This is a genomic window from Bradyrhizobium sp. CCBAU 45394, from assembly GCF_028128655.1.
Taxonomy (GTDB): Bacteria; Pseudomonadota; Alphaproteobacteria; order Rhizobiales; family Xanthobacteraceae; genus Bradyrhizobium; species Bradyrhizobium diazoefficiens.
In genome coordinates, this window is sequence record NZ_LBIX01000157.1 from 22,707 (window position 1) to 35,823 (window position 13,117).

General features: G+C 65.5%; 15 protein-coding genes. 8 read left to right on the forward strand and 7 right to left on the reverse strand.

The annotated features are described in order from the left end of the window. The first annotated feature begins 35 nt into the window (after positions 1-35). From sciP to flbD, 6 genes are all read left to right on the forward strand, one after another. Positions 36-311 (forward strand): CtrA inhibitor SciP, encoded by a 276-nt coding sequence (gene sciP, locus WN73_RS17810; RefSeq protein ID WP_002714638.1) that lies wholly within the window; start codon positions 36-38, stop codon positions 309-311. A gap of 180 nt (positions 312-491) precedes the next feature. Continuing rightward, positions 492-2,105: a flagellar basal-body MS-ring/collar protein FliF gene (gene fliF, locus WN73_RS17815; protein WP_011089736.1), complete on the forward strand. Its 1,614-nt coding sequence runs from the start codon at positions 492-494 to the stop codon at positions 2,103-2,105. Positions 2,106-2,122: 17 nt separating this feature from the next. Continuing rightward, positions 2,123-3,214 (forward strand): flagellar motor switch protein FliG, encoded by a 1,092-nt coding sequence (gene fliG / locus WN73_RS17820; protein ID WP_011089737.1) that lies wholly within the window; start codon positions 2,123-2,125, stop codon positions 3,212-3,214. Continuing rightward, complete coding sequence (locus WN73_RS17825) at positions 3,214-3,834, forward strand: FliH/SctL family protein (RefSeq protein WP_271554036.1); 621 nt, start codon at positions 3,214-3,216, stop codon at positions 3,832-3,834. Before fliG ends, WN73_RS17825 begins: the two co-directional genes overlap by 1 nt. 3 nt (positions 3,835-3,837) lie before the next feature. Next, positions 3,838-4,188 (forward strand): flagellar motor switch protein FliN, encoded by a 351-nt coding sequence (gene fliN / locus WN73_RS17830; protein WP_028173120.1) that lies wholly within the window; start codon positions 3,838-3,840, stop codon positions 4,186-4,188. 60 nt (positions 4,189-4,248) lie between these two features. Continuing rightward, the gene (gene flbD, locus WN73_RS17835; protein ID WP_271554040.1) at positions 4,249-5,634 is read left to right on the forward strand and encodes a sigma-54-dependent transcriptional regulator FlbD; all 1,386 of its coding nucleotides are present in this window, start codon (positions 4,249-4,251) and stop codon (positions 5,632-5,634) included. Positions 5,635-5,799: 165 nt separating this feature from the next. Here flbD and WN73_RS17840 read toward each other — a convergent pair whose 3' ends face one another. After that, complete coding sequence (locus WN73_RS17840; RefSeq protein WP_028173118.1) at positions 5,800-6,132, reverse strand: GYD domain-containing protein; 333 nt, start codon at positions 6,130-6,132, stop codon at positions 5,800-5,802. Between the two features lie 375 nt (positions 6,133-6,507). On the opposite strand from WN73_RS17840, the gene WN73_RS17845 reads away from it, so the two are divergent. Together WN73_RS17845 and WN73_RS17850 are read left to right on the forward strand one after the other, a co-directional pair. Continuing rightward, the gene (locus WN73_RS17845; protein WP_271554042.1) at positions 6,508-7,758 is read left to right on the forward strand and encodes a vanadium-dependent haloperoxidase; all 1,251 of its coding nucleotides are present in this window, start codon (positions 6,508-6,510) and stop codon (positions 7,756-7,758) included. 269 nt (positions 7,759-8,027) lie between these two features. Next, entirely contained in the window at positions 8,028-9,176 is a 1,149-nt protein-coding gene (locus WN73_RS17850) for a M20 family metallopeptidase (RefSeq protein WP_271554043.1), read from the forward strand. A gap of 113 nt (positions 9,177-9,289) precedes the next feature. Here WN73_RS17850 and WN73_RS17855 read toward each other — a convergent pair whose 3' ends face one another. The 6 genes from WN73_RS17855 to WN73_RS17880 all read right to left on the reverse strand — a co-directional run bounded on the left by WN73_RS17855 (position 9,290) and on the right by WN73_RS17880 (position 13,117). Further along, positions 9,290-9,445 carry a hypothetical protein gene (locus WN73_RS17855; RefSeq protein WP_027544964.1) on the reverse strand — a complete coding sequence of 52 codons (156 nt, stop codon included), beginning with the start codon at positions 9,443-9,445 and terminating at the stop codon, positions 9,290-9,292. 96 nt (positions 9,446-9,541) lie between these two features. Then, positions 9,542-10,123, reverse strand: coding sequence for a flavin reductase family protein (locus WN73_RS17860; protein WP_011089744.1), 582 nt, complete (start codon positions 10,121-10,123; stop codon positions 9,542-9,544). A gap of 31 nt (positions 10,124-10,154) precedes the next feature. After that, positions 10,155-10,991: an ATP-binding cassette domain-containing protein gene (locus tag WN73_RS17865; RefSeq protein WP_271554046.1), complete on the reverse strand. Its 837-nt coding sequence runs from the start codon at positions 10,989-10,991 to the stop codon at positions 10,155-10,157. A 20-nt stretch (positions 10,992-11,011) separates the two neighbouring features. Further along, positions 11,012-11,818 (reverse strand): ABC transporter permease subunit, encoded by an 807-nt coding sequence (locus WN73_RS17870; RefSeq protein WP_271554047.1) that lies wholly within the window; start codon positions 11,816-11,818, stop codon positions 11,012-11,014. Next, positions 11,815-12,978, reverse strand: a complete 1,164-nt coding sequence (ssuD, locus tag WN73_RS17875) for an FMNH2-dependent alkanesulfonate monooxygenase (protein ID WP_271554048.1) — start codon at positions 12,976-12,978, stop codon at positions 11,815-11,817. Before ssuD ends, WN73_RS17870 begins: the two co-directional genes overlap by 4 nt. Before the next feature lie 16 nt (positions 12,979-12,994). Beyond that, positions 12,995-13,117, reverse strand: coding sequence for a hypothetical protein (locus WN73_RS17880; protein ID WP_257787562.1), 123 nt, complete (start codon positions 13,115-13,117; stop codon positions 12,995-12,997).

Here is a 13,117-nt window from a genome sequence, read left to right on the forward strand (position 1 = left end):
CGTGAGTTCAGTGGTTGAGAGTTTGTGAGTACGCCATGACAGAACCCCATCGCCCGAGGGTAAAATACGTCATCGGGCCGGACGGCAGTCCGCTGACGATCGCAGATCTGCCAGCACCCGGCACCAAACGCTGGGTCATCCGCCGCAAGGCTGAAGTCGTCGCCGCCGTCCGTGGCGGACTTCTCTCCCTTGAGGAGGCCTGCAGCCGTTATACGCTGACGGTCGACGAATTCCTCTCTTGGCAGTTTTCCATCGACCAGCACGGTCTGGCGGGTCTTCGCACCACCCGCATCCAGCAATATCGCCAGTAAGCGATCCGGAAATCTGCGGCTTTTGACGAAAATCGGCCTCGCCCTGCGATGCCGATTTTTTTCATGACGCGACTTTTGTCCCAGCTCTTAACCTTCGTTAACCATATCGAAACCATCACCTAGGCAATAATTGCCCAGTCGACCGCTCTGGAATGCGGATCGAAGCTTCGGGGCGGTTGCTTGCAAGGTCTTGCGGACTTTTTAAAAGGTATCGGCGCCGCCCGCTTCGGGGCGATGATCGCGGTCACCGCCGCGCTCGTCGGCTTCTTCGCGTTCGTCATCATGCGGGTCACCACGCCGCAGATGACGACGCTGTTCACCGACCTCTCGGTGGAAGATTCTTCCAGCATTATCAAGGACCTGGAACGCCAGGCCATCCAGTTCGAGCTGCGCAATGAGGGCACCATCATCATGGTGCCCAAGGACAAGGTGACGCGGCTGCGGATGAAGCTCGCCGAGGGCGGCCTGCCCAAGGGCGGCGGCGTCGGCTACGAGGTGTTCGACAAGTCGGACGCGCTCGGCACCACCTCTTTCGTCCAGAACATCAATCATCTGCGCGCGCTGGAAGGCGAGCTCGCCCGCACCATCCGTGCCATCGACCGCATCCAGGCCGCCCGCGTCCATCTGGTGCTGCCCGAGCGCCCGCTGTTCTCGCGCGAGGCGCCGGAGCCGTCCGCCTCGATCGTGGTGCGGGTCCGCGGCGCGCTGGAGGCGCAGCAGATCAGGGCCATCCGCCATCTCGTCGCCTCCGCCGTCAACGGACTGAAGCCGCAGCGGGTCTCGATCGTCGACGAGGCCGGCCAGCTGCTCGCCGACGGCGCCGCGACCGATCCGGAGCAGGCGCTCGGCGACGAGCGCCGCACCACCTTCGAGAAGCGGATGCGCAAGCAGGTCGAGGACATCGTCTCCTCGGTGGTCGGGTCGGGCCGCGCCCGCGTCCAGCTCTCCGCCGATTTCGACTTCAACAAGATCACCCAGACCTCGGACAAGTTCGACCCCGAGGGCCGCGTGCTGCGCTCTACCCAGACCCGCGAAGAAAGCAGCATGACCGCCGACAACAACGGCCAGGTCACCGTCAACAACGAGCTGCCGGGCAATCAGCAGAACAACGGCGTCGCGGCCAAGGACCAGAGCAAGAAGACCGAGGAGACCAACAATTACGAGATCTCCCGCACCACCAAGACCGAGGTGACCGAAGCCGGCCGGGTCAACCGCATCTCCGTCGCGGTGCTGGTCGACGGCATCTACAGCAAGAACGACAAGGGCGAGCTGGCCTATCAGGACCGCACCAAGGAGCAGCTCGACCGCATCGCGACCCTGGTGCGCTCGGCCATCGGCTTCGACCAGAAGCGCGGCGACCAGGTCGAGGTCGTCAATCTGCGCTTTGCCGATGCCCCCTCCACCGCCCCGATCGCCGAGCCGTCGGGCTTCCTCGGCATGCTCCAGTTCACCAAGGACGACGTCATGTACTTCGTCGAGCTCGGCGTGATGATGCTGCTCGGCCTGGTCGTGCTGTTCATGGTGATCCGCCCGCTGGTCAAGCGCATCCTGGCTTCCGACGAGGTCGCCGCCGCCATCAGTGGCGTGCTCTCCGGCCCGGCCGCCTCGGACGAGGCCGCGCCGGCCGCCGGCCAGGCGCTGCTGCCCGGCGGCGCCGCCAGCGCGATCGACGTCGCAACCATCCAGGGCCAGGTCCATGCCCAGTCAGTTCATCGTGTCGGCGAGCTCGCCGAACGCAACCCCAACGAAACCGTCGCCATCATCCGCCAATGGCTGACCGAACCCGCGAAATGATCGAGAAGTGAACTGACATGGCCGCCAACCTGCAAAACGCCAACTCCAACGACATCACCAGCGTGATCTCGACGCTCGGCGCCCGCCAGGGCAGCCGTGCGGGCGCCAAGACCGAGGCGGTGGCGGGACCCAAGCGCGCCGCGATCCTGATGCTGGCGCTGGGCGAGCAGTACGGCGGCAAGATCTGGTCGATGCTCGACGACGACGAGGTGCGCCAGCTTTCGCTGGAAATGTCGACGCTCGGCACCGTCGAGGTCGACACGGTCGAGGACATGCTGCTCGAGTTCGTCTCGCGCATGTCGGCCTCGGGCGCGCTGATGGGCAATTTCGACGCCACCGAACGGCTGCTCCAGCAATACCTGCCGCCGGAGCGCGTCAACGGCATCATGGACGAGATCCGCGGCCCCGCCGGGCGCAACATGTGGGAGAAGCTTTCCAACGTGCAGGAAGAGGTTCTCGCCAACTATCTCAAGAACGAATATCCGCAGACCATCGCGGTGGTGCTGTCGAAGCTGAAGCCGGAGCACGCCGCGCGCGTGCTCGGCATCTTCCCCGAGGACCTCGCGCTCGACGTCGTCAACCGCATGCTGAAGATGGAAGCGGTGCAGAAGGAGGTGATCGAGAGCGTGGAGAAGACGCTGCGCACCGAATTCATGTCCAACCTGTCGCAGACCCGCCGCCGCGACGCCCACGAGGTGATGGCCGAAATCTTCAACAATTTCGACCGCCAGACCGAAACCCGATTCATCACCTCGCTGGAAGAGGACAACCGGGAATCGGCCGAGCGCATCAAGGCTCTGATGTTCACCTTCGACGACCTCGTGAAGCTGGATTCCGGCTCGGCCCAGACCCTGATGCGCAACGTCGACAAGGACAAGCTCGGCGTCGCGCTCAAGAGCGCCAACGAGGACGTCCGCAACTTCTTCTTCGGCAACATGTCCTCGCGCGCGGCCAAGATGCTCCAGGACGACATGGCGGCGATGGGCCCGGTCCGCCTGCGCGACGTCGACGAGGCGCAGGCGCTGCTGGTCAACCTCGCCAAGGATCTCGCCGCCAAGGGCGAGATCATGCTGACCAAGAACCGCGCCGACGACGAACTGGTGTATTGATGGCCGCTCCGGCAAAATTCCTGTTCGACACCGACTTCGCCGCGCCGGACCGGACGCGCGAGAAGGCCGCGACCGCGGCCGAGATCGCCCAGAAGGTCGCGGAAGCGGAGGCGCGGGCCTATCAGGACGGCTTTGCCGCCGGCCAGCGCGAGGCCAAGGCCGAGAGCGACCGCCGCGTCGCGCTCGCCATGGAAGAGATCAACATCGAGATCCGGGGCGTCGCCTCGGGCATGGGCAACATCGAGATCAAGATGGAGACCGAGGCGGTCGAGGTCGCGGTCGCGGTGGCGCGCAAGCTGTGCGCCGACCTGGTCGCCGCCGAGCCGCTCGGCGAGATCGTGGCGCTGGTCAAGGACTGCTTCTCGCATCTGGTCGCGACGCCGCATCTCGTCGTCCGCATCAACGACGCGCTCTACGACAGCGCCCGCGAGAAGATCGAGCGGCTCGCCAAGCAGAGCGGCTTCGAGGGCCGGCTGGTGATCCTGGCCGAGCCGGAGATTGCGACCGGCGACTGCCGGATCGAATGGGCCGATGGCGGCGTCGTGCTGGAGCGCGGCGCCATCGCGGCCAAGATCGACGAAATGGTCGGACGCTATATCGCGTCCCGCAGGGGGAGCTAAGCCATGAGCGACACCGACGGACAGGTCCCGCTGCCCGATCTCAACGGCCCGATGCCGCCAACCGGCACCGATGTCGGCTACAGCGAGGACGAATATGCGGCGCGCGCCGCCGCCGACCTCGAGGCCGTGTTCGACGTGCCGGTGCAGGTCTCGGCCGTGCTCGGCCGCTCCAAGATGGACGTTGGCGAGCTCCTGAAGCTCGGGCCCGGCACCGTGCTCGAGCTCGACCGGCGCGTCGGCGAGGCCATCGACATCTACGTCAACAACAAGCTGGTCGCCCGCGGCGAGGTCGTCCTGGTCGAGGACAAGCTCGGCGTGACCATGACCGAAATCATCAAGACCGAACGCACGTAATTATTGCGCGAACGCAGGGAATGACGCGCGGCAGCGCGACCAGACGGACAGGAGACTGACATGCGGCTTCTCATCGTTGGCACATTGAAGGGCCAGCTCACCACCGCCACCAAGATCGCGATGGAGAACGGCGCCACCGTGACCCACGCCGAGGATCACGAGCAGGCGATGCGCGTGCTGCGCGGCGGCAAGGGCGCCGACCTCCTGCTGGTCGACGTCGCCCTCGACATCCGCGACCTCGTGATGCGGCTGGAGGCCGAGCACATCCACGCCCCGATCGTCGCCTGCGGCATCACCAACGACGCCCGCGCCGCGGTCGCCGCGATCCGCGCCGGCGCCAAGGAATACATCCCGCTGCCGCCGGATCCGGAGCTGATCGCGGCGGTGCTGGCCGCCGTCGCCAACGATTCCCGCGAGCTGGTCTATCGCGACGAGGCGATGGCCAAGGTGATCAAGCTCGCGCAGCAGATCGCAGGCTCGGATGCCTCGGTGATGATCACCGGCGAATCCGGCACCGGCAAGGAAGTGCTGGCCCGCTACGTCCACACCCGCTCGTCGCGCGCCAAGCGCCCGTTCATCTCGATCAACTGCGCCGCGATCCCCGAGCATCTCTTGGAGTCCGAGCTGTTCGGCCACGAGAAGGGCGCCTTCACCGGCGCGATCGCCCGCCGCATCGGCAAGTTCGAGGAAGCGACCGGCGGCACGCTGCTGCTCGACGAAATCTCGGAGATGGACGTCCGCCTGCAATCGAAGCTGCTGCGCGCCATCCAGGAGCGCGTGATCGACCGCGTCGGCGGCACCAAGCCGGTGCCGGTGGACATCCGCATCATCGCGACCTCGAACCGCAATTTGGCCGAGGCCGTGCGCGAAGGCTCGTTTCGCGAGGACCTGCTGTTCCGCCTCAACGTGGTCAACCTGAAGATCCCGCCGCTGCGCGAGCGTCCCCTCGACATCCTCGAGCTCGCCCAGCACTTCGTGAAGAAGTACGCCGAAGCCAACGGCGTGCCGATGCGCCCGATCTCGTCGGAAGCGCGCCGCGTGCTCTCGACCAACCGCTGGCAGGGCAACGTCCGCGAGCTCGAAAACACCATGCACCGCTCCGTGCTGATGGCGCAGGGCGACGAGATCGGACCCGACGCGATCCTCACCCCGGACGGCGACCGCCTCGACCTCGCCAAGACGGTACCGGCCGTGGCGCATGCCACGATGGCCGCCGAGCAGGTGACGCGCGCGCTCGTCGGCCGTACCGTGGCCGATGTTGAACGCGACCTGATCCTGGAGACGCTGAAGCACTGCCTCGGCAACCGCACCCACGCCGCCAACATCCTGGGGATTTCGATCCGGACGCTGCGCAACAAGCTCAACGAATACGCCGACGGCGGCATCCCGATTACGCCAGCCGGGACGCCGGGTGAGTACCCGCGGATGCCGATGGTGGGGGCGTAAGGCTTCTGCGAATATCGAGAGGATGCGAATGCCCGGGCTCGGCCCGGGCATTTTCTTTTTGAGGAGAACGCGACCAGTCACCACACAATAAGTGTCGTCCCGGCCTAGTGCGAATTGCGCACTAGGCTGGGACGACGTTGGGAGATATAGCGCGCCCGCGCGAGTCTACTTGCCCGGCGGAACGTAGGTGCTCACGAGTTTGGAAGCCTTCTCCGCGATGCTCTTGAACTCGCTCATCTTCCAAGCGCGTACGGTTTCGATCTTGGAGACGGCGCCAGCCGCAGCGGCCACCATTCCAATCGCAATGGCATCGGAGCCGTCAGGAAACTCCGTGACGAGCACTGCATCGTGTTGACCAGTGGTCATGAAAGCTCCCTGAAGCTTCCCACCGGCCTTCTCGACCAGCGCGCCGATGGCCGACGTGCGATCGGCCGGCTTGTCGACCATTCCCTTGATACCGGCATTTGAGTATGAGACGTACGAGATGAACAACGGCATGTTTCTCTCCGTTGAGGTTACACCGTGACAATGTCGTCCTAGAAAAGACGCCCTCAAACGAGAGCAAGGCACGGCCTGCCGACGGCATGCGAGCTGCCTTGAAAATTGAGCTACGGACTTCGGCACGTCCAACTGGCAGCTTGCGCCGACTATAGCCGACTGCACAATGCGGCGCGAACGGTAAGCCAAGCCTACCCATTCGGGACACCACTGTTCTGCCGGCCGAGAAAAATCTGCTTCTCGGTTGAACCGCGTGCGGCAAGTGAAGCAGTTCACAATCAAGCCACATCAAGATCGCTAGAGTCCGCGGGCAGCGCGACGCGACGTCGGCCAGAGCCGCCTCGCGAAACGTCCTTCAGATCGAAAGGGCACGCCATGAAATGCTCCTCGTGGACCATCTCCCGCTTATCGCTGATTGTAGCGCTGATCGCGGCCTCGGCGTCGCTGGCACGCGCCGACGTGATCATGGACTGGAATGCAAAGGCCGACGCGATCGCTGCCGAGAAGCAAATTCTTCCAGCGCCCCACAGCCGCGTCTTGTCCATGATGCACGTCGCGATGTTCGAGGCGGTCAACGCGATCGACCGCCGGTACGCGCCCTACAAGCTCTCCTTGCCCGCGGATCGTTCGACGTCGCGGGAAGCTGCGGCGGCAGTTGCCGCCCACGACGTGCTGCTGTCGGTCTATCCGGACCTCAAGCCGGACCTGGATGCGACGCTGACGAATTCTCTGGCGCCGATTGCCGACGGCGAGTCCAAGATCGCCGGCATCAGCCTCGGGAAAGAGGCCGCAATGCAGATCATCGAGCTTCGTGCGAACGATGGCAGCGCCGCTCCGGAGACCTACCGCCCCCTGACGACACCGGGCGCGTACGTTCCGACCACCGTTCCGCTGTTCTCAACCACGGGCGCGACGACGCCCTGGGTCATGGTTTCCGGATCGCAGTTTCGCCCCGGCCCGCCGCCGGCGCTTGGTTCAGAGGTGTGGACCCGGGATGTCAACGAAATCCGCGAGGTCGGCAGCCGAAGCAGTACAACCCGGACGCCGGAGCAAACGACGATCGGCCGATTCTGGTTCTTTGTCGGTGCCCGCACCTACAATCCGATCGTGAGGCAAGCTGCAATGGCCAAGGGCATGGATCTCGTCGACTGCGCCCGGCTGTTCGCGCTGACGTCAATTGCCGGCAACGACGCCCTCGTTGCGGTGTTCGATGCAAAATACCATTACAATCTCTGGCGACCGATCACCGCCATACGCAACGCCGACCTGACGTCGAATCCGGCGACGCCACGCGACCCGTCCTGGCTGCCACTCGGCGAAACGCCGATGCATCCGGAATATCCCTGTGCTCACTGCATCACGTCGGCGGCGATTTCGACCGTGCTCCAGAGCGTCGTTGGAGATTTCGGCGAGTTCTCGCTGACCAGCTCCACGGCACCAGGTGTCACGCGCAAATGGTCGCGGCTCCAGGACTACAGCGACGAAGTCTCCAACGCCCGCATCTGGGCCGGCTTTCACTACCGGTTCTCGACCGAGGTCGGCAAGGACATGGGTCGGAAGATCGGCGCACTGACCGTCGCGACCCAGCTTCGCGGTGTGGAAGCGATGGCGGAGCCGAAGCGTTAAGGCTGGTGCCCACATCCGCAGTGTCGTCCTGGCGAAGGCCAGGACCCATTACCCCAGGGAGGAGTTTGACGAAGATTCGTCGTCCGGTACTCCTACCGCCCTCCATCGGTAGATTCCGCGGTATGGGTCCTGGCTTTCGCCAGGACGACGATGAGGAGACAGTGTGCGTCCAAACCCGCAGACGGCGGCATGGCCGCACCGCGTTCTCCGACTAGGTCGCGCCTGCGCAAGGCCGTATAACCCCGCGTGAGAACCACACGAGGGTAAACATGTCTGAAGCTCAAATCACGGACTGGCTGGCGTCGCAGCGGCAGGCGATGATCGATCTGTTGCGCGACGTCGTGAACATCGATTCCGGGTCTTATGACAAGGAGGGCGTCGATGCGGTCGGGGCGCGGTTCGAGCGGCACTTCGCCGAGCACGGCATCCCGTTCCGGCGCGAGAGCAACTCCACCTTCGGCGATGCGATTCATGCCGAGGTGGCAAAGCCCGGCAGCAACGAGAAGCCGGTGCTGTTGATGGGCCATCGCGACACCGTGTTCGGCAAGGGCGAGGCCGGACGGCGTCCCTTCACGATCCGCGACAACCGCGCCTATGGCCCCGGCGTCGCCGACATGAAATCCGGCGTCGTGATGAACATCTTCGTGGCGACCGCCTTCCACAAGTTCGGCGGCAGCCCGCACCCGATCAAGGTGCTGATCACCTCCGACGAGGAGATCGGATCGCCCTCGTCGCGACCCGTGATCGAGCGCGAAGGACGTGCCGCGCGTGCGGTGTTCAACTCCGAGCCGGGCCGCCCCACAGGCAACGTCGTCACCGGCCGCAAGGGTGGCATCTTCATGCATCTGGCCATCACCGGCAAAGCTGCGCATTCCGGCGCCAATTTCGCCGCCGGCGTCAGCGCGATCGGCGAGCTCGCGCACAAGATCGTCCAGGTCCACGCGTTGACCAATCTCGACAAGGGCATCACGCTCAATGTCGGCCTCGTCTCCGGCGGCCAGTCCGTCAATACGACGGCGCCCTATGCCGAGGGCCAGATCGATCTGCGCTATGTCGATCCCGCAGATCGCGCCACGGTGATGGCCGCGATCGAGACAATCGTCGCGACCTCCTATGTGCCGGGCACGAGCGCAACGCTGACGATCAAGGGCGAGTTCGTGCCGGTGGTGCAGAGCGAGGCCTCGAAGACGCTGTTCGAAGGCTATCAGGCCGCCGCAAGGCAGGTCGGCCTCACCACGCTCCAGGGCGAGTTCTCCGGCGGCTGCGCCGATTCCGGTTTCACCGCCGCGGTCGGCACGCCGACCATCTGCGGCCTCGGCCCGGTCGGCGGGCTCGCGCACACGCCGGAGGAATATCTCGAGATCGACAGCATCGTGCCGCGCGCACAGGCGCTGGCGCTGGCGATTCTGAGAGGGTGAATTCGTAACTTCCGTAGGGCGGGCAAAGCGAAGCGTGCCCACCATTTCGTTCGCAGCGAAGATGGTGGGCACGGCGCAAGTGCGCCTTTGCCCACCCTACGAGATCTCGGGCGTCACGAATAACTCGGTGCGTCGGGCTTGCGGAAAATGTGGATGGGGTCGCCGGGAATGATCGGCTGGCCGCTGAACATGGCATAGGCGTAGAGCGCGAGATAAGCGATCGCCAGCGCGCCGATGGCGTAGAAGGCCCAGGTCGCGACGCGCTTCATCGTTCCGCTCCGTTGCCGTCCCGGACGGGAGGCTCAGGGCGCTTCTAGAGCGATGACAGGGAAAAGGCCAGCCTGCGTGCTGCCTCTTTGCGGCGATCAAACGCCGCGCCGGGTGCGCGCGGGAAGGCTGACCTCGGCGAGCCTTGCCGCGTCTTCATCCTGGTCGACCGCCACGTACTGGCCGTGCCAATAGGCAAGCGCCGCGGTCCGCGTCGAACTCCTGACGTCCCTGACACGGCCGATGACGATGCCGTGCGAGTGCCGCTCGACGATCTCCTCGACCTCGCAATCGAAGGCCGACAATGCGCCGACCAGCAGCGGGACTCCCGAGACCGCCGTCACCCACCGGGCGCCGGCGAAGCGGTCTGCGCCCTTGAGCCCGCCCTTGCCGGCGAAGCGTTCGGCGACGTCGAGCTGGTCGGCGTTGAGGATGTTCACGCCGAAGGCGCCGTGACGCCGGATCAGCGGGAAGGACGAGGCATCGCGGTTGATGCTGACCAGCAGCGTCGGCGGCTCGACCGACAGCGAGGTGACCGAGGTCACCGTCATGCCGGAGATGTCCTTGCCCCGCCCGGCGGTGATGACGCTGACGCCGCCGGTGAGGTGGCGCATGGCGCCGCGGAAATCGGCGGGCGAGACGGGGATTTCAGTCATGAGATCGCGAGGCACTACATTCATGGCGTGGTCCCCGAAGCGGGGTTCCCTCTATTTAGGTACGATCGTCCGCCGACAAAAGGTGGCTCAGGATCGAGCCTTCGAGGCCCGCAAGCTCGACCGAGCCGCGCTCCCGGGGCCGGGCTGCGTTAACCACGACGTCATGGGCGATCCGGCCCTCCTCGATCACCAGCACCCGGTCCGCCAGCGCGACCGCCTCGGACACGTCGTGGGTCACCAGGATCGCGGTAAAGCCCTGGTCGCGCCAGACCCGCTCCAGAAGCCGCTGCATCGAGATGCGGGTCAGCGCGTCCAGCGCGCCGAGCGGCTCGTCGAAGGCCAGCACGCGCGGACGGGAGACCAGCGCGCGGCCGAGCGCGACGCGCTGCTTCTGGCCGCCAGACAGCACTGAGGGCCAATGGCCCCGCTTGTCGGCGAGGCCGACCTCGGTCAGCGCCTTCTCGGCGCGGGCATGCGCATCGGCGGATGAACGATCGCGGCCGAGACCGACCTCGACATTGGAGAGCACGCGGGCCCAGGGTAATAGCCGCGGCTCCTGGAACATCACGCGGATATCCTCGGGCTGGACGTCGCTGCCAAAGCTGATGCTGCCGGCATCGATCTTGTCCAGGCCGGCGATCAGGCGCAGCAGCGTGCTCTTGCCGCAGCCGCTCTTTCCGACGATGGCGACGAACTGGCCGGCCGGGATGTGCAGGTCGATGCCGCGCAGCACCTCGTTGTCGCCGAAGGACTTTCGCAGCCCCCGGATGCAGAGCGGCAGGCCGCTGGCCTGCACCACCCGCTCCTCGCGCACCACGCGGGCGTGAGGCGCGAAATTGGCGCGGCTGGCGAGCTCGGTTTCGGGAAGGGAGGTCCGAAGGGCTGTCTGCATGTGATTCCCAGTATTTCTGCTCAACGTTTCTGGAAGGCGGGGTGCCAGGAGAGCGTCGCCCGCTCCAGCACGCGGGAGGCGCTGTCGGCGAGCTTGCCGAGCAGGGCGTAGATCAGGATCGAGAGCACGACGACGTCGATCAGCATGAACTCGCGCGCCTGCATCGCCATGTAGCCGAGGCCCGAGGATGCCGCGATGGTCTCGGCCACGATCAGGGTCAGCCACATGATGCCGAGCGCAAAGCGGATGCCGACGAAGATCGAGGGCAGCGCGCCCGGAAAGATCACGCGGCGGAACAATTCGCCATCGCTCATGCCGTAGATACGGCCCATCTCGATCAGTTGGGGATCGACGGTGCGGATGCCGTGCAGCGTGTTGAGGTAGATCGGAAAGAACACCCCGAGCGCCACCAGGAACAGCTTTGCGCTCTCGTCGATGCCGAACCACAGGATGACCAGCGGGATCAGCGCCAGATGCGGCACGTTGCGGACCATCTGGAGCGTGGTGTCGGTGAGCTTTGCCGAGAGCTGCGACAGGCCGTTGGCAAGCCCGAAGGCGAAGCCGATGCTGCCGCCGATCAGGAAGCCGATCGAGGCGCGCCAGAACGAGACCCAGATGTTGCGCGCGAGCTCGCCGGAGAGCAGCAGCTTCCAGCCGGCGAGCGCGACGTCGCTCGGCGCCGGCAGCACGCGCGTCGGCACGAGGCCGGTGACGCAGGCGAGCTGCCAGATCGCGACGATGGCGAGCGGCACGATCCACTGCACCAGGCCGCCCGCACGCGGCAGGCGGACCCGGCGCGGAAGAGAAATACTGTCGATGAGGCTCATGATTGCGATGCCAGCCTGGAGGGACGGTAGTCGTTGCCGACGGTCTCGCCGAACGGACCGCTGTTGTGGTGCAGCCGCGTCACGTTGCTGCCGTGATCGAGCGAGAGCAGCGGGAACACCAGCTCGGCAAAGCGATAGGCTTCCTCCAGATGCGGATAGCCCGACATGATGAAGGTATCGATGCCGATGTCCTGATACTCCTTGATGCGCGCCGCGACGGTCTGGGCGTCGCCGACCAGCGCCGTGCCGGCGCCGCCGCGCACCAGGCCGACGCCGGCCCACAGGTTCGGGCTAATCTCGAGCTTGTCGCGCTTGCCGCCATGGAGCTGCGCCATGCGCTGCTGGCCGACGGAGTCCATGCGCGCAAAGTTCTTCTGCGCGGCGGCGATGGTGTCGTCGCTGACATGCTTGATCAGCTCGTTGGCCGCACTCCAGGCCTCTTCATTGGTCTCTCGGACGATGACGTGCAGGCGAATGCCGAAGGACAGCTTTCGGCCCCGCGCGCTCGCGACCTCCCTCACCTTCGCGATCTTCTCGGCAACCTGGGCCGGCGGCTCACCCCAGGTGAGGTATTTGTCGACGGTATCGACCGCGACATCGATGCCGGCGTCCGACGAACCGCCAAAATAGAGCGGCGGCCGCGGCGACTGCACCGGGGGGAACAGCAGCTTGCCGTCCTCGATGCGGATGTGCTTGCCCTCGACATTGACGGCCTTGCCGCCCAGCAGGTCGCTATAGACGTTGAGGAACTCGCGCGTGACCTCGTAGCGCTCGTCATGGCCAAGGAAGATGCCGTCGCCCTTGTTCTCGACGGGATCGCCGCCGGTGACGACGTTGATCAGGAGCCTGCCGTTGGTGATGCGATCGAGCGTCGCGGTCATGCGCGCGGCCACGCTCGGCGATTGCAGGCCGGGCCGGACAGCCACGAGATAGCGCAGCCGCTCGGTGAACGGCGCGACCGAGGAGGCGACGATCCAGGAATCCTCGCAAGACCGCCCGGTCGGCAGCAGCACGCCGAAATAGCCGAGCTGGTCGGCCGCCTGCGCGATCTGGCGCAGATAGTTGAAGTTGACCTCGCGGCCGCCGGTCGCGGTGCCCAAATAGCGACCGTCGCCATGGGTCGGCAGGAACCAGAGGATGTTGCTTTTGGATTGGCTCATGGATGGGCTCCGATGACTAGCCGTAGGTCGTGCCGACGGCGGCCGCGACGATGCTGATCGACATGACGATGGCTGCGATCACGCGTTGAACGATGCGCCTCATGTCTAGACCTTTTGAAACGGGGAGATTGGTCGGCAC